We start from the raw sequence: 18,037 nt of genomic DNA on the forward strand, positions 1-18,037 counted from the left end.
GATCCGCCCAGTGAGACGTTTTCCCTGGAAGAGGAACCGGTTTGGCATCGTTATGGCGTTACGCTCTGGCAGGTCTCGGTCTGGCTGCCTTGCTGGCCGGCATTCTCGCCGCCGTCTATCTGACCGCGCCGCAAGATGCCGGCCCCGAGATCGCCCGTCCGAAAAAGACGACGAGCGGGCTGTTCGTGGCCAGTTTCGAGCCGGAGCGCGGCGTTGTCCGGCAAGGCGAGCTGCAATCCTGGCTGCTGACCGTCAAGACGGCTGCGGGAGCCCCGGTGGAAGGGGCGGCGATCGCGATTTCCGGCGGCATGCCGCAGCACCGTCACGGCCTGCCGACCAGCCCGCAGGCGACCGGCTATCTCGGCGACGGGCGCTATCGCATCGACGGCGTGAAATTCACGATGAGGGGGTTGTGGCAATTGCATTTCGCCATTTCCGCGGCGGCCGGATCCGACACGGTCGTCTTCGATGTGCTGCTGTGAGCCATAGATGAGCCGCCTTTCGCATCTTCTCGCGCTGATGGCGATGGCCGTGCTCGCCGGCTGCGGCAAGCCGACGTTTTCCGATGCCGAGAAGGAGACCATCGCTTCGCTGGCGCTGTCGGCGCTGCCGCCGCTAAAGACCGACACCACCAACCGCTACGCCGATGTGCCGGCCGCCGCCGCCCTCGGCTCGACGCTGTTCTTCGACACCGGGATGAGCGGCGACGGCTTGGTCTCGTGCTCGACCTGCCACAAAATCGACCGGCAGTTCCAGGACGACCTGCCGCGAGCGGTCGGCGTCGGACGCACCAACCGGCGCACGATGCCGCTGGCCGGCGTCGCGCATGATCCATGGTTCTTCTGGGACGGGCGGCGCGACAGTCTCTGGGCGCAGGCGCTGGCGCCGCTGGAAAATCCGCTGGAGCAGGCCGGCAACCGCGCCGCCTATGCGCACTACATCAAAGCTCGCTTCGGCGAGCGCTATGAACGCATCTTCGGGCCGCTGCCCGACCTTTCCGATGTGCCGGCCAATGCCAGTCCGCTCGGCAGCGATGCCCAGAAGGCGGCGTGGCACGCGATGCCCGCTGCGCAGGCCGAGGCCGTCAACCGCATCTTCGCCAATATCGGCAAGGCGATCGCCGCCTTCGAGCGGTCGATCGCGCCGCCGCAGACGCGCTTCGACCGGTTCGCCGACGCCCTGGCTACCGGTATACAGCCGCAAGGCGACGATGCCTTTTCGCCCGAGGAGATCCTCGGACTGAAGCTGTTCATCGGCAAGGCCAATTGCGTGACCTGCCATACCGGGCCGCGCTTCACCGACGGCAGTTTTCATAACACCGGCGTGCCGCCGGTTGCGAATTTACCGGCGGACCGCGGCCGCGTCGACGCGGTACGCCAAGTCGAGGCCGATCCGTTCAACTGTTTCGGCGCCTTTCGCGATGGCGAGGCCAGCGCCTGCGGCGAGCTGCGCTTCATGGTGAAGACCGGACCGGAGCTCATCCGCGCCTACAAGACGCCGTCGCTGCGCGGCGCCGCCACCCGCCCGCCCTACATGCATGCCGGGCAGTTCTCGTCGCTCGACGAAGTGGTGGCGCACTACTCGAAGGCGCAGGCAAGTGTCGAGGGCGTGTCCGAGGTCCACCCGCTGCAGCTTTCGGACCGCGAGCGCGCGGCGCTTGTGGCGTTTTTGAAGACGCTGGCGGAGTGAGTTTGATATCGGTATTTGAAGACGCGGTCGCGAGGATGCAGGACTTCTGATGCTCACGGGAAAGTACCCCCCCTCTGTCCTGCCGGACAACTCCCTCAAGGGGGGAGATCGGCCGTCATCTCGGCTTTCGCCAATCTCCACCGTCGCAGGAGTAGCGGAGCACCGAAGCTGCCAATCTCCCCCCTTGAGGGAGGTGTCCGGCAGGACAGAGGGGGGTACTGTCCCGCCAGCATCAAAGGTTCGGCACCGCAGCGGCAGCCTGCTACCGGTCCTTCACCGTCTCCATCGCCACGAAGGTCGAGGTCTGGGCGACGTGGGGCAGGGCGGAGATGCGCTCGCCGAGCACGCGGCGATAGGCGGCGATGTCGGTGGTGCGGACCTTCAGCAGATAGTCGAAGCTCGACGCCATCATGTGGCACTGCTCGATTTCCGGCACCGCCTGCACGGCGCGGTTGAAGGCGTCGAGGGCGGCCGAGCGGGTATCGGACAATTTCACCTGGACGAAGGCGACATGGCCTTCGCCCATGCGTTCACGGTCGATGATCGCCTGGTAACCACGGATGACGCCGTCCTTTTCCAGCCGCTTGACCCGCGCCTGCACCGGCGTCTTCGACAGGCCGACTTTTGCCGCCAGTTCCGACATGGAAAGCCGCCCGTCGCGCGCCAGTGCCGACAGGATGTTCCTGTCGATGCGGTCCAATTGGTCTTCTGTCATCGGATATGCGGTCAAATTGGAGAAAATCAGGCCGCACGATAGACCAATAGACCTGTCACGTCGATTTCTTTGGACCGACTGAAATCGGGCTTTGTGCTAGCTTGCGCCATTCGGTCCGGTGACCGCCGGCCCGCTCCCTGATGCTCGCTCTACAGGACCGCCATGCCAGCGCTCGATGCCATCCGTCAGCAGATTCGCGCCAATTATTTGCCTGACGAAGACGAGGCCGTGAAGCGGCTGGCCGAGGCGACAGCGCTTTCGGGGAAAGAGCGGAAGGCAATCTCGGCCCGCGCGGCCGATCTGGTGCGGGCGGTGCGCGGCTCGTCCGATCCGCGGCTGATGGAAGTGTTCCTGTCCGCCTACGGCCTCTCCACCAAGGAGGGCGTGGCGCTGATGTGCCTGGCCGAAGCGCTGCTGCGCGTGCCCGACACCGAGACGATGGACGATCTCATCGCCGACAAGATCGCGCCGCATGACTGGTCGGCGCATTCGGGCGGCTCGAGCTCGATTTTCGTCAACGCCTCGACCTGGGCGTTGATGCTGACCGGCCGGGTGCTCGACGAAGGCGAGGGCGGCATCGAGGGCACGCTGCGCGCCATGGTACGCCGGCTGGGTGAGCCGGTCATCCGCAAGGCGGTCGCCGCCGCGATGCGCGAAATGGGTGAGCAGTTCGTGCTCGGCCGCAGCATCGCCGAGGCCGTCAAGCGCGGCCGGACGATGACCCAGAAGGGCTATCTCTATTCCTTCGACATGCTGGGCGAGGCGGCCCGCACCGAGGCTGACGCCTTGCGCTATCTCAAGGCCTATGCCGACGCTATCTCATCGCTCGATGCCGGCGCCAACGGCCCCGACATCCGCCAGAACCACGGCATCTCGGTCAAGCTGTCGGCGCTGCATCCGCGCTACGAAGTGGCGCAGAAGGAAAAGATGCTGCCCGTCATGGCCGAGCGGCTGCTGTCGCTGGCGCTGGCGGCGCGCCATTCGCGCATGGGCCTCAACGTCGATGCCGAGGAGGCCGACCGCCTCGACCTGTCGCTCGACGTCATCGAACGGGTGCTGGCCGAGCCGGAGCTCGCCGGCTGGAACGGCTTTGGCGTCGTCGTCCAGGCCTATGGTCCGCGCGCCGCCTTCACCATCGACTGGCTTCATGCGCTGGCGAAGAAATACGACCGCACCATCATGGTGCGGCTGGTCAAGGGCGCCTATTGGGACACCGAGATCAAGCGGGCGCAGACGCTCGGGCTCGACGGCTATCCGGTCTTCACCCGCAAGGCCAACACCGACGTGTCCTACCTGGCCTGCGCGAAGAAGCTTTTGTCGATGACCGACCGCATCTATCCGCAATTCGCCACCCACAACGCCCACACGGTCGCCGCCATCCTGTCGATGACCGGGGAGCGTGACTCCTTCGAGTTCCAGCGCCTGCACGGCATGGGCGAGGCGCTGCACGAGACGGTGCGCCGGGCCGAGGGCACGCGCTGCCGCATCTATGCGCCGGTCGGCGCGCATTCCGACCTGCTTGCCTATCTGGTCCGACGGTTGCTCGAAAACGGCGCCAACTCCTCCTTCGTCCACCAACTCACCGATGAGGAGGTCGAGCCGGAGGAGATCGCTCGCGACCCGCTCGAAACGGTCGAGAATCAGGGTCCGGCCGCCAATCCGGCGATCGCCCGGCCGTCGGCGATCTTCGGCGCCGGCCGCCGCAATTCGAAGGGGTTCGACATCACCGACACCGTCACGCTGGCTGCGATCGAGACGGCCAGGGCGGAGTTCGCCGGGCCGGAACGCTGGCACGCCAAGCCGATCACGCGGGCCGCCGGCTACGGCAAGCAGCGCCCGGTCGCCAATCCGGCAAAGCCCGACGAGGTGGTCGGTACGGTCAGCGAGGCCGCCCCCAAGCAGGTCGCGACTGCCGTGCGCATCGCCATGGAAGCGCAGCCGGCCTGGGCGAAGCGTGCCGTTGCCGAGCGCGCCGCCATCCTCAACCGCGCCGCCGATCTCTATGAAGCCAACGCCGTCGAGTTCTTTGCGCTCGCCACCCGAGAGGCCGGCAAATCGCTGGCCGACGGTGTTGCCGAGGTGCGCGAAGCGGTCGATTTCCTGCGCTATTACGCAGCCGAAGCGGCCAATGCCGAACCGGGAACCGAGGCGCGCGGCGTGATCGCCTGCATCTCGCCGTGGAACTTTCCGCTCGCCATCTTCACCGGCCAGATCGCGGCAGCACTTGTCACCGGCAATTCGGTCATCGCCAAGCCGGCCGAGCAGACGCCGCTGATCGCCTTCCGCGCCGTCGAATTGCTGCGCGAGGCCGGCGTGCCGGAAGACGTCATCCAGCTTCTGCCCGGCGACGGTCCCTCGGTCGGCGGCCCGCTGACCGCCGATCCGCGCATTGCCGGTGTCTGCTTCACCGGCTCGACCGAGGTCGCCAAGTTGATCGAGAAGCAATTGGCCGAGACCGCGGCGCCCGACGCCATGCTGATCGCCGAGACCGGCGGGTTGAACGCGATGATCGTCGATTCCACAGCACTTCCCGAGCAGGCGGTGCGCGACATCCTTGCCTCGGCCTTCCAGAGCGCCGGCCAGCGCTGCTCGGCGCTGCGCGTGCTCTATGTGCAGAAGGACGTCGAGAAGAAGATGCTGGAGATGCTGAAGGGGGCGATGGAGGCGCTCAGCCTCGGCGATCCCTGGCGGATTTCGACCGATGTCGGCCCGGTCATCGATGACGAGGCCCAAAAATCGATCCGCGACTATTGCACCAAAATGGGCCTGCAAGGCCGGCTGATCGCCAAGCTCGAAGCGCCGAAGAACGGCCGCTTCGTTGCGCCGCATGTCTTTCGGGTCAAGGGCATCGAGGACATGGAGCGCGAAGTGTTCGGGCCGGTGCTGCATGTCGCCACGTTCGACGCCGACGACATCGATGCGGTCATCGCCGCGATCAACCGCAAGGGCTATGGGCTGACCTTTGGCCTGCACACCCGCATCGAAGGCCGCGCCCAACATTTTGTCGACGGCATCCATGCCGGCAACATTTATGTCAACCGCAACCAAATCGGCGCCGTCGTCGGCTCGCAGCCCTTCGGCGGCGAGGGGCTTTCCGGCACCGGGCCGAAGGCCGGCGGGCCGCACTATCTCAGGCGGTTCCGCAAGGGGCCGGAGGCCGGCACGCCTATTCTTTACGGCCGCAAGGTGACGGCGACTGAACTCGCCGACAATCTGCCGGACCCCACGCTGGGCGGCTGGTCGATTCGGGCGGACCGCGTGGCGGTGCTCAGAAAGCACTTGCGCGGCAAGGGTGCCGCGGCCATCGGCGCCGCCGCCGGCATCGATTTCGGCCAGGTCGATTTGCCCGGACCGACCGGCGAAGCCAACACGCTGTCGCTGTCGCCGCGCGGTCGCGTGCTGTGCCTGGGGCCTGACGCCGACACATTGCTTGCCCAGACCATTCAGGCCCTCGCGGCCGGCAATGCGGTGCTGGCCGTCGCGCCGGGTGCGCCGGCCGCACTTTCGGCGCTGACCGGCAAGGGCCTGCCGCTTGCGGCCATAGACGGTCGTCCCGACCCGGTCGAGACGCGTTCGCTGCGTGTCGACGTCGTCGCCTTTTCCGGCACGCCCGAGGCCGCGCGCATCGTGCGCAAGGTGATCGCCGACCGCGCCGGCCCGATCGTGCCGCTGGTCAGCGAAGTGCTCAACCCGGCGGCCTATGCGCATGAGCGCGCCGTCTGCGTCGACACGACGGCTGCGGGCGGCAATGCCAGCCTGCTGGCCGCGGCTTAAGGGTCACTCAGGCTTTCGCCCGAATAAAGACGCGCTGCAAATCCGGCCACCGGGCGAGGCCATGTCACGCGCCCTCGACGACCGAAAAGCCCTCGAACTGCGGATGACCGAGATAGTGCACCTTGGTGGTGCCGGTATTGCGGTGTGCCGCGCGAAAGTTCTCGGATTTGGTCCAAGCGACAAAATCCTCATGGCTCGCCCACACGGTGTGCGAGGCGAACAGCGTGTAGCCTTCGGCTTCGTTGACCGGACCGCGCAGCAGATGAAACTCCTTGAAACCTTTCATCTCCGAAAGGCTGGAATCACGGCTTTTCCAGACGTCCTCGAAGGCCTCTTCAGAGCCGTTCTGGACCTTGAAGCGGTTCATGGCGATGTACATTGGTGGTTCCTCTCAGATGGAGCGTGATTGACGTTTGATGGATTGGCTGAAACGGCGAGTGGAGATTCTCAGAATGGGCCGATCGGCACTTTGAACGGCCAGCTTGACATGCCGATCTCGGGCGGAATCGGAGGGAAGGGGGCTTGTTGGCGCACTAGCTTCAAGGCGAATTGATCAAGTTCTTGAGAGCCTGAGCTCCTGGCCAGTTGCAAATCGCTGATGCTGCCGTTGCCGAGCACCACGAACGCCACCATCGCATTGTTGCGGGCCTTCGTTTGCGCTGATTTCGAAACACGGCGGTTGGCGCGGGCCAACTTGCTCGCCACCTCGCCACTGTATCGGGACGCTGCCGCTTCGCCGGCATCGGCCTGCTTTCTGCCCTTGCTGGCAATTGCCGCCTTGGTTTCTTGGCCATTTGCCAAGCCGCGTGCATCGTTGGTTTTGCTTGATCCTCTAAGTCCAGCTGTCGTGCTTGGCCTCGCGGTCGGGATCGGTGGCTGCCGAACAACAGCAGGAGGCGCCTTGGAGCTCTCTGACTGAACCGCAGACGATGCAGGCGTTTCACTCCTCGGAACTATACTCTGGTCATCATGGCGTGGGGCGCCGGCCGCCAGTATGTCCGGCGCGGCCGTTGGCTGCTTGATGGGTTCCGACAAAGGCATGGAAGCCTGTGTCGTCGTTTCCTTTGTCGGCCGATGAGCGTCGATTGGCGGCCTGTTTTCTATAGGCTTGGCAGGTTGAGGATCAGGTACCAAGGTAACGTTCATCGCGCCCGGTGATTGGCCATCCGAAGCGCTGCCGACCACGTCAGCGCCGGACTGGTCGGCGCCTTCAATCTGGTTGCTGTCGCTAAGATCGAACGTCCCGGCAGGCGTAATCAGAAAAACCGCCGCGACCGCGGCATGTGCCAGGCAGGAGACGATGACTGCCGCGGCCCATCCTTGCCCTGTCGGGCGCGCCTGTGCGAGCGGCCCGACCGGCGTTGCGCCAAGTTCGGCCCCGGTGCTTGGGCCGGCAACTGGGCCGATGGCTGGGATGGAGCTGATCTCCTGCATGTCGCGGAACGGAAACTGCAGCGGCCCGCTTGTCAAATCAAGATCACTTGCCCCCGGCGGCAAGACGCCGGCCAACGGCCATGTGAGGGTGTTTCGGCCGAGTGCGGGCTCCAGTCCCACTGTCTTCTCAGACCCCGAACGCGATGCCGGTCTTGGTCTCGGTCTTCAGTCCGCGCATGCAGGCGTCCGGCTCGATGCCGGTGCCCGCGCATTCGGTCGCGCTGTTGATCAGCACGCGGCTGATCTTGGCGCAGTCGGTGCCGGCAAGATCGAAACGCGTCACCTTGGTCTTGCCCGCCGGCAGGGCCTTGAAGTCGAGCACGGTCAGCCGGTCGACGACGCCGGCCTCGTTGAACAGCGCGATCTCGAACGCCGCCTTCGAGAGGTCAGCGCCGAGAGCGTTGTTGACCACGAACGTCAGACGGCAGCCCTTTTCGGAGGGTTGTGCGCCGTTGAGTTCAAGTGTGAGAGCAGGGACCGGCGCGGACTCCTGCGCCCACGCCGGACCCACCACAAGCGGCATTGCCAGTATCGAGGTCAGCAGGCGAAGCGATGCCGTCAAGCTTGCCATTGTCGTCAGCCTCCAAATCGCATTGTCGCCGCCAGCTTCAGCGTGACGCCGGGCTCGTAAATTACACTCGTGGCCGATGCATTCAACGGATTGGTGTATTTCACGTCGAACAGATTGTCGGCGCGAAAGTCGACCTTGAGATTGTCGGTCGCCTGGTAGCTGGCGAAGGCATTGACCAGCGTGTAGTCCTTGGCCACTGCGTTGCCCTTCGGCTTGCCATTGTACTGCACCTCGCCGCCGACGGTCAGTCTGTCTTCCAGGAAGCGGAAGCCGAGTTGCGCGGTGACCTGGGAGGAAGGAACGGTAACGAGGTCGGCCCGCTCGCCATCATAGGAGATGGTGTGGCCATCGATGATCGAGGCCGAAAGCCCGGCGAAACCCCAGGCGGCGTCGTAGACGCCTTCCATTTCAAAGCCGCGGATCTTGGCTTTTGCGAAGTTCTGGTACTGGAAGCAGATCGGGATGCCGGGGCCGAACGGGCAGCCGCTGGTCGGGTCGAAGGCTGACAAGGTGACGCCGTCGATGTAGTCTTCGACGTCATTGTTGAAGTAGGCCGCCTTGAAGCGAAACGCGTCGCCGGCCTCCAGCATGTCGTTCTGCTTGTAGTTGATGCCGAATTCGACGGTCTTGCCGGTTTCAGGCTTCAGATCGGGATTGGGGAGAAACGGGAAGGTGACGCCCGCCGGATGGTTGCCGCTGATGAGGGTTTCCGATAGCGACGGCGAGCGATATCCCTCCGCATACGTGCCGTAGAATTGCAGCCCCGAAAGGCTGGCGGTTTCGAACGGCGAGACGCCGACGGTGATGCGCGGCGACAGCCGGTCGCCGGAGGTTTCGCCGACATCGCTTTCGAGCTTGTAGCTGTCATAGCGCAGGCCGGCGATTACCTCGAGCCAGTCCCAGGTGAGCTTATCCTGTACGTAGGCGCCGGAAACGTTTCGCTTGCCCGAAGGGGTGTAGAAACTGTCGCCGCCCGCGGCGCCACCCGTCTCGACGTCGTCGCCGACCCAGTCGCCGCCGTAGGTCAGTTCGTGCGCGATGCCGGCGGTCTCGAAGCGCGAGGTGTTCCAGATGTCGATGCCCGAGGTGCCGATATCGAAAGTCGACATCGAACCTGCCGGCAGGACGATAGGGAGACCGGTGACGGGATCAAACCGGTTCTGCGGGACAAGGCTTGTCATGTCCAGCTTGGTCTTGTTGTAGGAGGCGTTGATATGGAGATCGAGCCAGCTCTTGTCTTCATCGGTGATGTTGTAGCGGGCGGTGAAGGTATTCGCCTCCAGGTCGACGTCATTCACCGGCGTGCCGCCGCTGACCTCGTTCCACCCGTCGCTCGTGCCGTTCCAGCCCAGCTTTAGTTCGCTGTTTTCGCTGGGGCGGATGGTTGTCTTGAGAAGGCCGCTCAAGACGTCGAAGCCGCTGCCGTTCACCATATCGCCGCCGCCATCCTTGTAGTCGTCGTAGTCGCGATAGACGATGTTGCCCAGCACATCCCAGTTTTCGTTGAACCGGTAGGCGCCGGCGGCGCTGGTCGTCCAACCTTCGCCATTGCTCTCGTAGCGTCCGGTCGCGGACGCCGCCCAGGTTTCGCCGTCGCGAAGATAGTCGTCCGCGTCCTTGGTCTCGAAAAAGACAACACCGCCGATGGCGCCCGAACCGTAGGTGTTGGCGACAGGTCCGCGGATGACGTCGACGGATTTGATGAGCTCCGGGTCGACATAGAAGGTGGATTGCGTGCCGTGGTCGGAGCGCTGGAAATTCTGGCGCGCACCGTCGACGATCACCGCGACGCGGCCGAAATCCTGCAAGCCACGGATGTTGATCGAGGAACTGACGCGCCTCGCGTCTGCCTGGACCGCTACTCCAGGCACACCCAACAACATCTCGTTGGGCGTCGTCGCCATGCGCCGGTCCAGCTGCTCCTGATCGACATGACTGGTCGATGACAGGGATTCGATCGCCGTCTCGCCGGTGCGGCTGATGACCAGGATCTGGTCGAGCAGCGTTACGCCTGCCTGGGCCTGCCCAGCTTCTTCAGGCGCCTGCGCCTGCGCGGCCTGCTGGTCTGTTGCCGGTTGGGCGGCCTGTTGCGCGTTGGCCGACTGAGCATTGGCCGGCGGGCTGAGCAGCACGATCGCCGCGGCGCCCGCCAGCAATGCCGCAGTTCCCTTTGCCATAGACCGGCCCTTTGCCATAGACCGGTGTGCCAGGCCCGCGTTGCTGTCCGCTAGCCGTCCCCAATTCGCCAACCCCATGCCCCAACTCCAAAAATCCTGGTTCGACGCTGGCTGGCTTGAGGCTCGCTGGCATTTTTTATCGTGTCCGGCGTCTTAAATGTTGACTCATTTAGTCCGGTATTGCACTGACTAGTAAACATGATTATTCAAGTCAAGAAATGAATCGGCATTTCACGCAAGCGCCCAGCCAGCTGACCAAGCCCGGCCCAGGAAAGGGATCGAACAGATGAACACGCACAATCCCAGTGACTTTCGCTATCGCGTCCGCCGTTCCGACGACAATTCGGCTCGTTTCGATCGGCTTCCGTTGACCGTGAGGACCCTGTCCAGCAACACGCTGTTCCAGGGCGAGCACGAGATCGGCATCGAGCATCACGGAGCGCTCTACCGGCTGAAGATCACCCGCCAGGGCAAGCTCATCCTCAACAAGTAGGTATCAAGAATATGGACCAGCGCGTAAAACCCGCTCCGCACGAGATCCGGCGGGCGCGGGCAGACAATCCGAAGGCGCGCGAGCGCGATCTCGCCGCCCAGCTCGGCATTTCGGAGGCTGAACTGGTCGCCGCGCATTGCGGCGACGGCGTCGTCCGCGTCGAGCCGCGCGTCAGCGATCTTTTGACCGGCCTCGAGGCCGTCGGCGAGGTCATGGCGCTGACCCGCAACGAAAGCGCCGTGCATGAGAAGATCGGCGTCTACGACAAGGTCGTCACCGGCAACCACAACGCCATGGTGCTTGGCGAGAACATCGACCTGCGCATCTTCCCGAAAGTCTGGGCGCACGGCTTTGCCGTCGAAAAACGCGACGGCGGCGATATCAGGCGCAGCCTGCAGTTCTTCGATGCGGCAGGCGAGGCGGTGCACAAGGTACATCTCAGGCCCGCATCCAACCTCTATGCCTATCAGAAGCTGGTGGCCGAACTCGAATCGCCGAACCAGGAGCCGACAGTTGCGATTTCGCAAGGAGTTGCGGAGCGCGGATTTGCCGACGAGGCCGAGGTTTCGGACGCTTCCGCCAATGTCGACGACCTGCGCGACCGCTGGAGCCGGCTGACCGACGTTCATCAGTTCTTCGGCATGCTGAAGACGCTGAAGCTCGACCGCCGCCAGGCTATGCGCATGGTCGGCCAGGATTACGCCTGGCTGCTCGACAACGACGCCATCAGCGCCATGTTCCACCATGCCGCCGAGGGCGAGATGCCGATCATGTGCTTTGTCGGCAATCGCGGCTGCATCCAGATCCATTCGGGCCCGATCAAGTCGATCAAGCCGATGGGGCCATGGATCAACGTGCTGGACGAAGCCTTCCATCTGCATCTGCGGACCGACCACATTCATGAAGTGTGGGCCGTGCGCAAACCGACCAAGGACGGCCATGTTACGTCGCTCGAAGCCTATGGCGCCGACGGCAAGATGTTCATCCAGTTCTTCGGCAAGCGCCATGAGGGTGAAAGCGAGCGCGAGGACTGGCGGTTCCTGGCAGAGAACCTGCCGCGCATTCCAAGCCCGACCGCAGCCTGAGGACGACGATAATGGCTCCTTTGCGTAAACGGGCGCGTGTTTTCACAATGGCGCTTCTGCCGGCGATCGGCCTTTCCCTGGCCATCGCAGCATCGCTGCCGGCCCGCGCCGCCGAAGGGACGGAGGTCTTCGCGGATCCGTCGAAGATCGCAGCCATCGGCGGTTCGATCACCGAGATCGTCTTCGCGCTCGGCGAGCAGGATCGGCTGGTCGCCCGCGATTCGACCAGCCGATATCCCGAGGCGGCGCTCAAGCTGCCGGATGTCGGCTACATGCGCCAGCTGTCGCCGGAAGGCGTCCTGTCGGTCAATCCGTCGGGCATCCTGGCGCTGCACGGCAGCGGGCCGAAGGAAGCCGTCGACGTGCTGAAGAAGACGAGCATCCCGTTCATCGGGGTGCCCGAGCGCTACGATCATCAAGGCATCCTCGAAAAGATCCGCATCGTCGGCAAGGCGCTTGGCGCGGACGCCAAGGCCGATGCGCTGGCGGCCGAGATCGACGCCAAGCTGAAGGCCGCCGAAAAGCAGACGTCCTCGATCAAGGACCGCAAGCGAGTCCTGTTCGTGCTGTCGATGCAGGGCGGCAAGATCCTCGCTTCCGGCAGCGAGACCGCCGCCGACGGCATCATCAAGCTTTCGGGTGGCGTCAACGCGGTCGACGGCTTCTCCGGCTACAAGCAATTGTCCGACGAGGCTGTCATCACCGCCAGGCCCGACGTGATCTTGATGATGAACAATGCTGGTCCCGCCGCATCGGATGACGAATTGTTCGCGAACCCGTCCATCCTGTCGACACCGGCGGGCGCCGCGCGCAAGGTGGTCCGCATGGATGGCGGCTATCTGCTCGGCTTCGGCCCGCGCACCGCCGACGTCATCCATGATCTGGCCGTCTCGCTTTATGGCGGGCAGGTCACGGACTGAGCGAGCGCCGATGGCCGATCAATCCATCGCAGGTGCGGCGGGCATTATGGCGACTGCATCCGAAGGTGACCGTTCGGGCCGCGCCCGCATCGCCATCCTGTTTTTGTGCCTGGGGCTTGCCGTTGCCGTCCTGTTGTCGCTGACATCAGGCGCATCCGATGCCTCGGCCGTCAGCGTCGTCGGCGACTGGCTGTTGGGCGCAGCACCCGGCAATGAGGCGCTGAGCGCCCGCGACCGCCTGATCGTCTACGACATCCGCCTGCCGCGCGTCATCCTCGGTGTGCTGATTGGCGCGGCACTTGCCGTCTCCGGCGCGGTCATGCAAGGGCTGTTCCGAAACCCGCTGGCGGACCCCGGTCTCATCGGCGTTTCGGCTGGATCGAGCCTCGGCGCGGTGGCCGTCATCGTGCTTGGCGCCACGGTACTGGCGCCGGTAACTTCGATGCTGGGAACGCTTGCCTTGCCGCTGGCGGCATTCTGCGGCGGGCTGGCCACGACCTTGCTGCTCTATCAGGTCGCCACCAGGCATGGCCGAACCTCGGTCGCCACCATGCTGCTCGCCGGCATTGCGTTGGCGGCCTTGGCAATAGCGCTGACCGGCGTCCTGATCTTCATGGCCGACGACCGGCAGTTGCGCGACCTGACCTTCTGGCAACTCGGCTCGCTTGCCGGCGCGACCTGGCAGAAGATCGGTTCGGTCGGGCCGATCATCGTGCTGGCGCTTTCGGCGATGTCGTTCCTGGCGCGTGGACTCAACGCGCTGGCCCTGGGCGAAGCCACCGCCGGCCATCTCGGCATTCCAGTGCAAAGGCTGAAATACACGGCCATCATCGGCGTTTCGGCGGCTGTCGGCGCGTCCGTCGCCGTCAGCGGCGGTATCGGCTTTGTCGGCATCGTCGTGCCGCATCTGCTGCGCCTGGCCATCGGCCCGGACAACCGCTACCTGCTGCCCGCATCAGCCCTGCTCGGCGCCTGCCTGCTGCTTCTGGCCGATGCCGTCGCCCGCACCATCGTGGCGCCGGCCGAGCTGCCGATTGGCATCGTCACCGCGATCGCCGGCGCGCCGTTTTTCCTCTGGATCCTGCTGCGAAAGCGGGGAGTTGTTGACCTGTGAGAGGACTTTCCATGATTGACGTGCGGGCATGATCGAAGCGCGGGATGTGTCGGTGGCGATCGGCGGCAAGCGCATCGTCGCCAATGTCGATTTCGATATGCGGCCCGGCGAAATCGCAGCCATTGTCGGCCCCAATGGTTCGGGCAAGACGACCTTCCTCAAGGCGTTGTCCGGCGACCTCGCCTATTCGGGAGAGGTCACCATCAACGGCCGCGACCTGTCGGCGATGAAGCCGGTCGAGGCAGCTATGCTGCGCGCCGTGCTGCCGCAGGCGACGACGCTGTCCTTTCCCTTCACGGTGCGCGAGATCGTCAGGCTCGGCCTGCTCGGCGGGCGCTCGGGCGCGCTGCCCGGCGAGGACGAGCGCCTGCCCGAACGGGCGCTGGCGCGTGTCGATCTCGACGGCTTTGCCGGCCGTTTCTATCAGGAGCTGTCGGGCGGCGAGCAGCAGCGCGTGCAGTTGGCCCGCGTGCTCTGCCAGGTCTGGGCACCGGTCCTCGACGGCAAACCGCGCTATCTGTTTCTCGACGAGCCGGTTTCCAGCCTCGACATCAAGCACCAATTGATCATCATGAACATCGCCCGCGATTTTGCCAGACGGGGCGGCGGCGTGGTCGCCATCCTGCACGACCTCAATCTGACGGCCATGTATGCCGATCGGATTTTCGTCATGCATCGCGGCCGGCTTGCCGCCACCGGCTCACCACGGGACGTGCTGAGCGACGATCTGATCGAAAAGGTGTTCGATTGCCGGCTCAGGGTGGGCGTGCTGCCGGCCGGAGAGATGCCGTTCGTGTTGCCGCAGTCAGCAGCTTAAGCAAAAATCGAAATCAGGCGGCCGGTGCTCTTTGTACCAGCATGTCGATGCCGAGCAGGTGGCGCACATTCGGGCGTGCCGCCACCATGTCGGCGATCGTATGGCGCGCGAGCACGGCGAAGAAGGCGTTGAGCGCCTCGCGCAGCGCCGAATTCAGTGCGCAGCTGTCGACCAGCGGACATTCGGCGGCATCGTTCTCGAAGCATTCGGCCATGGCAAAGCTCTCTTCGGTCACGCGCACGACGTCGAACAGGGTGATGGATTCGGCCGGGCGGCCGAGCCTGACGCCGCCGTTCCTGCCGCGCACCGTCTCGACCAGACCATGCTCGACCAAAGGCTGCAGGATCTTGAAAAGAAAAAGTTCGGACACCGAGTAGGCGGCAGCGATCTCGGGAATCCGGCTCAGCCGATCGTTATTCGCGGCGCAATACATCAGGATGCGCATGGCGTAGTTGGTCTGGCGTGTCAGCCGCATTTTGTCCTCACGAAGCATTAGCTCAAGCCTAATATGGCCTATACCTTGGAATAATTCCAGACAACCACCGCATAATAGGTGAATTTATTTGTCAAGTTTGTATGCGCGTTCGTGCAAAAGCATGACCCCGGTCTGGCGGGCATTCGGGTGGGCGCATCACTAGATTAAGTCGGCGAGATCGACACGAGCAGTTCGTCCCAGGAGCATCCATGTCACAATCAGCACCGACTTCGGCATCCGCCCGGTTCGACGCCGACGCGGACGCCAAGCTTTCGGCGCTTCGGCGCACCAAGTTCGCCGCCGCCGCAGCGCTCGCGCTTTGCGTCCTCATCTTTGCGGTGGCCAAGTCGTTCGAAGGGCAGCATGCGTGGCTGGGGTTCGTCGCCGCTTTCGCCGAGGCCGCGACGATCGGCGGGCTGGCCGACTGGTATGCGGTGGTGGCGCTGTTCAGACGGCCGCTCGGCCTGCCGATCCCGCACACCGCCATCATTCCCGAGAACCAGAATCGCATCGCCGACAATCTCGGCCGCTTCATCGAGGTCAATTTTCTGGCGCCGGAGCCGGTGCGCGAAAAGCTCGCCGAGGTCGACTTTTCCGCGCTCGTCGCGGACTGGCTGGCCGACCCCAACCGCGCTGGCGATCTGTCGCATTTCGTTGGCCGGCTGGTGCCGCAGACGCTGGCGGCCGTCGAGCAGTCCGGCCTGCGCGGTTTCGTCACCAGCCGCATGCTGGAGCAGATCGAAAAGGTGCCGCTGGCGCCGCTCGCCGCCGAACTGCTGTCGGCCCTGACCGACGACCGCCGCCACCAAAGACTGTTCGACGAATTCACCAAGGTCGTCGGCCGCTTCCTGAGCGACGAGCAGGCGTTGGCGACGATGCGCGAGAAGATCCGCGAGGAACTGCCGTCGCTGTTCAACCTGTTCCGCGCCGACGCCTATCTTTTGAAGAAGATCGTCGCCTCCGCCGGCTCGCTGCTCGACGAGGTGAGGGCCGATCCCGATCACCCGATGCGCGCCGAGTTCGACCGTTTTGTCCTGACCTTCGTCGAGCGGCTGAGGACGTCCAAGCAATACGCCAGGCGCGCCGAGAAGCTGAAGCGCGATTTCCTCGCCCGGCCGGAGCTGAAGGCGCTGGCCGGCGACATGTGGGAAAGCCTCAGCCTGTTCATCGAGCAGGACGCCAAGGCGCCGAATTCGATGATCCGCGCCCATCTCGCCAACATGTTCGTCGAGGTCGGCCGTCATCTTGCCGGTGATGCGCAGATCAGGGCGGACATGAACCAGGGTTTCGTCGTGGCGCTGGCTTCCTTCGTCGAAACCCAGAAGAGCGGCGTGTCGAAATTCATCGCCGATCAGGTCAAGCGCTGGGATCTTGCCCAGCTCACCAGGCTGATCGAGATGAACATCGGCAGGGACCTGCAATATATCCGCTTCAACGGCATGGTCATCGGCGGTCTTGCCGGCGTCTTGCTCCATATCGTGGAACGGCTGTTCCTCGTCGGCTGAGGCGCGGCGCATTGCGCGTGCGAATGGACCGCGAAGCTCCAGTGCTCTATTCTCCCTTTCGGTCACCGCATTCGCGGCAACAGGGGAGAACCACCATGGCAAAGCAACCGGATTCCGACTCCTTCATGGACATGTTCGGCAGGTTCGGCCGCGATCTGAAGCTGCCGAAAGTCGATGTCGAGGCGATCCTCAACCATCATCGCAAGAACCTCGAAGCACTGGAAAAATCGGCCAGGGCAAGTGCCGCCGGGGCGTCGTCGCTATTCTCCAGACAACGCGAGATGCTGCAGGACACGCTGCACGAAATCGCCGACATGGCGCAGGGCTACAGGGCGCCGGGCGATCCTCGGGACTTGATGGCCAAGCAAGCGGCGTTTGCCAGGAAATCCTTCGAGACCGCATTGAAGAATGCCGGCGAGGTTGCCGAGTTGGCCAGGAAATCCGGCACCGAATCGGTCGAGATCCTGCGCGCCCGCATCAAGGAGGCCATGGAGGAAATCCGCACCGGCTACGACAAAAAGTAAGCTGTTCCCAAATAAAAGCATTGGACTTTTCTTCCGTCTATCCGGCTCCTGAAAGCCGTATTGTTGCGCCTCGCTTCGGCGAGGCGCACAAAGTTTCTCCTGATCCTGGTAAATCTGTTTCCACTGGACACAGGCATTGACGCGGCGTGATCTCGCGGAGCGAATTGACAGAGGCGGCCGGTTCGTGGTCCGGAGACGGGGCAAGCGATCGGGAAAGCAGGAATGACGCAAACACGGCTGAGGACGCCGCCGACCTACGAGCAGCTCAGGGCAATGACGGGGCGGGAGCTTGGCGTGTCGGACTGGACGACGGTCGACCAGGGCCGCATCGATCAGTTTGCCGAATGCACGGGCGACCGCCAATGGATCCATGTCGATCCAGAGCGGGCGAAGCAGCAAAGCCCGTTCCGCACCACCATCGCGCATGGCTATCTGACGCTGTCGATCATCGGCGCGCTGGCGCTCGACATGGGAATCGTGCCCGAAAACACGCAAGCCGTGTTCAACTATGGTTTCGACAAAGTCCGGTTCCTGGTGCCGGTCAGGGCCGGCGCGCGCATCAGGCTTCGCATCGCGCTTCTGTCCATGGAGGACAAAGGCGCCGGCCAGTATCTGATGAAGGCCGCCAACACCGTCGAGATCGAAGGTGAGCGGAAGCCGGCGCTGACGGCCGAAACGCTTGTCATGCTTTACGAACGGCGCAAGCGGGGCAGAGCCTGAGGGGCGAAGCGCCAAGGCCTGCAC

17 protein-coding genes are annotated in these 18,037 nt (G+C 64.2%); 11 read left to right on the forward strand and 6 right to left on the reverse strand.

Going from position 1 to position 18,037, the window contains the following annotated elements; all coding sequences use genetic code 11:
• The first annotated feature begins 41 nt into the window (after nucleotides 1–41).
• Complete coding sequence (locus AC0NID_RS19790; RefSeq protein ID WP_473456631.1) at nucleotides 42–482, forward strand: FixH family protein; 441 nt, start codon at nucleotides 42–44, stop codon at nucleotides 480–482.
• Nucleotides 483–489: 7 nt separating this feature from the next.
• The gene (locus AC0NID_RS19795) at nucleotides 490–1,689 is read left to right on the forward strand and encodes a cytochrome-c peroxidase (protein WP_473456632.1); all 1,200 of its coding nucleotides are present in this window, start codon (nucleotides 490–492) and stop codon (nucleotides 1,687–1,689) included.
• A gap of 262 nt (nucleotides 1,690–1,951) precedes the next feature.
• Here the strand turns inward: AC0NID_RS19795 and AC0NID_RS19800 are convergent, their stop codons facing one another.
• Nucleotides 1,952–2,404 carry an Lrp/AsnC family transcriptional regulator gene (locus AC0NID_RS19800; RefSeq protein WP_473456633.1) on the reverse strand — a complete coding sequence of 151 codons (453 nt, stop codon included), beginning with the start codon at nucleotides 2,402–2,404 and terminating at the stop codon, nucleotides 1,952–1,954.
• A 162-nt stretch (nucleotides 2,405–2,566) separates the two neighbouring features.
• On the opposite strand from AC0NID_RS19800, the gene putA reads away from it, so the two are divergent.
• Nucleotides 2,567–6,178 carry a bifunctional proline dehydrogenase/L-glutamate gamma-semialdehyde dehydrogenase PutA gene (gene putA / locus AC0NID_RS19805; RefSeq protein WP_473456634.1) on the forward strand — a complete coding sequence of 1,204 codons (3,612 nt, stop codon included), beginning with the start codon at nucleotides 2,567–2,569 and terminating at the stop codon, nucleotides 6,176–6,178.
• Nucleotides 6,179–6,242: 64 nt separating this feature from the next.
• On the opposite strand, the gene hmuQ is transcribed toward putA, so the two are convergent.
• From hmuQ to AC0NID_RS19825, 4 genes are all read right to left on the reverse strand, one after another.
• The gene (gene hmuQ / locus AC0NID_RS19810) at nucleotides 6,243–6,557 is read right to left on the reverse strand and encodes a heme-degrading protein HmuQ (protein ID WP_473456635.1); all 315 of its coding nucleotides are present in this window, start codon (nucleotides 6,555–6,557) and stop codon (nucleotides 6,243–6,245) included.
• 68 nt (nucleotides 6,558–6,625) lie between these two features.
• Nucleotides 6,626–7,732, reverse strand: coding sequence for a cell envelope integrity protein TolA (gene tolA / locus AC0NID_RS19815; RefSeq protein ID WP_473456636.1), 1,107 nt, complete (start codon nucleotides 7,730–7,732; stop codon nucleotides 6,626–6,628).
• 7 nt (nucleotides 7,733–7,739) lie between these two features.
• Nucleotides 7,740–8,183: a hypothetical protein gene (locus AC0NID_RS19820; RefSeq protein WP_473456637.1), complete on the reverse strand. Its 444-nt coding sequence runs from the start codon at nucleotides 8,181–8,183 to the stop codon at nucleotides 7,740–7,742.
• 5 nt (nucleotides 8,184–8,188) lie between these two features.
• Nucleotides 8,189–10,438 carry a TonB-dependent hemoglobin/transferrin/lactoferrin family receptor gene (locus AC0NID_RS19825; protein WP_473456638.1) on the reverse strand — a complete coding sequence of 750 codons (2,250 nt, stop codon included), beginning with the start codon at nucleotides 10,436–10,438 and terminating at the stop codon, nucleotides 8,189–8,191.
• A gap of 208 nt (nucleotides 10,439–10,646) precedes the next feature.
• On the opposite strand from AC0NID_RS19825, the gene hemP reads away from it, so the two are divergent.
• The 5 genes from hemP to AC0NID_RS19850 are packed head-to-tail and all read left to right on the forward strand — an operon-like array spanning nucleotide 10,647 to nucleotide 14,789.
• Nucleotides 10,647–10,853, forward strand: a complete 207-nt coding sequence (gene hemP, locus AC0NID_RS19830; RefSeq protein ID WP_292157314.1) for a hemin uptake protein HemP — start codon at nucleotides 10,647–10,649, stop codon at nucleotides 10,851–10,853.
• Between the two features lie 11 nt (nucleotides 10,854–10,864).
• Entirely contained in the window at nucleotides 10,865–11,938 is a 1,074-nt protein-coding gene (locus AC0NID_RS19835) for a hemin-degrading factor (protein ID WP_473456639.1), read from the forward strand.
• Nucleotides 11,939–11,949: 11 nt separating this feature from the next.
• Entirely contained in the window at nucleotides 11,950–12,858 is a 909-nt protein-coding gene (locus AC0NID_RS19840; RefSeq protein WP_473456641.1) for a heme/hemin ABC transporter substrate-binding protein, read from the forward strand.
• 10 nt (nucleotides 12,859–12,868) lie between these two features.
• A complete protein-coding gene (locus AC0NID_RS19845; RefSeq protein WP_473456642.1) occupies nucleotides 12,869–13,972 on the forward strand; it encodes a FecCD family ABC transporter permease in 1,104 nt (367 codons plus the stop codon).
• A gap of 28 nt (nucleotides 13,973–14,000) precedes the next feature.
• Nucleotides 14,001–14,789 carry a heme ABC transporter ATP-binding protein gene (locus AC0NID_RS19850; protein WP_473456643.1) on the forward strand — a complete coding sequence of 263 codons (789 nt, stop codon included), beginning with the start codon at nucleotides 14,001–14,003 and terminating at the stop codon, nucleotides 14,787–14,789.
• Between the two features lie 13 nt (nucleotides 14,790–14,802).
• Here the strand turns inward: AC0NID_RS19850 and rirA are convergent, their stop codons facing one another.
• Nucleotides 14,803–15,264, reverse strand: coding sequence for an iron-responsive transcriptional regulator RirA (gene rirA, locus AC0NID_RS19855; protein ID WP_473456644.1), 462 nt, complete (start codon nucleotides 15,262–15,264; stop codon nucleotides 14,803–14,805).
• A gap of 209 nt (nucleotides 15,265–15,473) precedes the next feature.
• Between rirA and AC0NID_RS19860 the strand changes: the two genes are divergently transcribed.
• The 3 genes from AC0NID_RS19860 (at nucleotide 15,474) to AC0NID_RS19870 (ending at nucleotide 18,013) form a co-directional block, all read left to right on the forward strand.
• Complete coding sequence (locus AC0NID_RS19860) at nucleotides 15,474–16,769, forward strand: DUF445 domain-containing protein (RefSeq protein ID WP_473456645.1); 1,296 nt, start codon at nucleotides 15,474–15,476, stop codon at nucleotides 16,767–16,769.
• Nucleotides 16,770–16,864: 95 nt separating this feature from the next.
• Nucleotides 16,865–17,293, forward strand: a complete 429-nt coding sequence (locus AC0NID_RS19865) for a phasin family protein (protein ID WP_473456646.1) — start codon at nucleotides 16,865–16,867, stop codon at nucleotides 17,291–17,293.
• A gap of 222 nt (nucleotides 17,294–17,515) precedes the next feature.
• Complete coding sequence (locus tag AC0NID_RS19870) at nucleotides 17,516–18,013, forward strand: MaoC family dehydratase (protein ID WP_473456647.1); 498 nt, start codon at nucleotides 17,516–17,518, stop codon at nucleotides 18,011–18,013.
• Nucleotides 18,014–18,037 lie beyond the last annotated feature (24 nt).

Source organism: Mesorhizobium sp. WSM4821, from assembly GCF_055901555.1.

Coding starts and splice junctions, on each gene's coding strand:
- hemP (WP_292157314.1), top strand. CDS start 10,647: ATGAACACGCACAATCCCAGTGACTTTCGCTATCGCGTCCGCCGTTCC.
- AC0NID_RS19870 (WP_473456647.1), top strand. CDS start 17,516: ATGACGCAAACACGGCTGAGGACGCCGCCGACCTACGAGCAGCTCAGG.
- hmuQ (WP_473456635.1), bottom strand. CDS start 6,557: ATGTACATCGCCATGAACCGCTTCAAGGTCCAGAACGGCTCTGAAGAG.
- AC0NID_RS19800 (WP_473456633.1), bottom strand. CDS start 2,404: ATGACAGAAGACCAATTGGACCGCATCGACAGGAACATCCTGTCGGCA.
- AC0NID_RS19820 (WP_473456637.1), bottom strand. CDS start 8,183: ATGGCAAGCTTGACGGCATCGCTTCGCCTGCTGACCTCGATACTGGCA.
- rirA (WP_473456644.1), bottom strand. CDS start 15,264: ATGCGGCTGACACGCCAGACCAACTACGCCATGCGCATCCTGATGTAT.
- AC0NID_RS19840 (WP_473456641.1), top strand. CDS start 11,950: ATGGCTCCTTTGCGTAAACGGGCGCGTGTTTTCACAATGGCGCTTCTG.
- AC0NID_RS19825 (WP_473456638.1), bottom strand. CDS start 10,438: ATGGGGTTGGCGAATTGGGGACGGCTAGCGGACAGCAACGCGGGCCTG.
- AC0NID_RS19860 (WP_473456645.1), top strand. CDS start 15,474: ATGTCACAATCAGCACCGACTTCGGCATCCGCCCGGTTCGACGCCGAC.
- AC0NID_RS19835 (WP_473456639.1), top strand. CDS start 10,865: ATGGACCAGCGCGTAAAACCCGCTCCGCACGAGATCCGGCGGGCGCGG.
- AC0NID_RS19850 (WP_473456643.1), top strand. CDS start 14,001: ATGATCGAAGCGCGGGATGTGTCGGTGGCGATCGGCGGCAAGCGCATC.
- AC0NID_RS19865 (WP_473456646.1), top strand. CDS start 16,865: ATGGCAAAGCAACCGGATTCCGACTCCTTCATGGACATGTTCGGCAGG.
- AC0NID_RS19795 (WP_473456632.1), top strand. CDS start 490: ATGAGCCGCCTTTCGCATCTTCTCGCGCTGATGGCGATGGCCGTGCTC.
- putA (WP_473456634.1), top strand. CDS start 2,567: ATGCCAGCGCTCGATGCCATCCGTCAGCAGATTCGCGCCAATTATTTG.
- AC0NID_RS19845 (WP_473456642.1), top strand. CDS start 12,869: ATGGCCGATCAATCCATCGCAGGTGCGGCGGGCATTATGGCGACTGCA.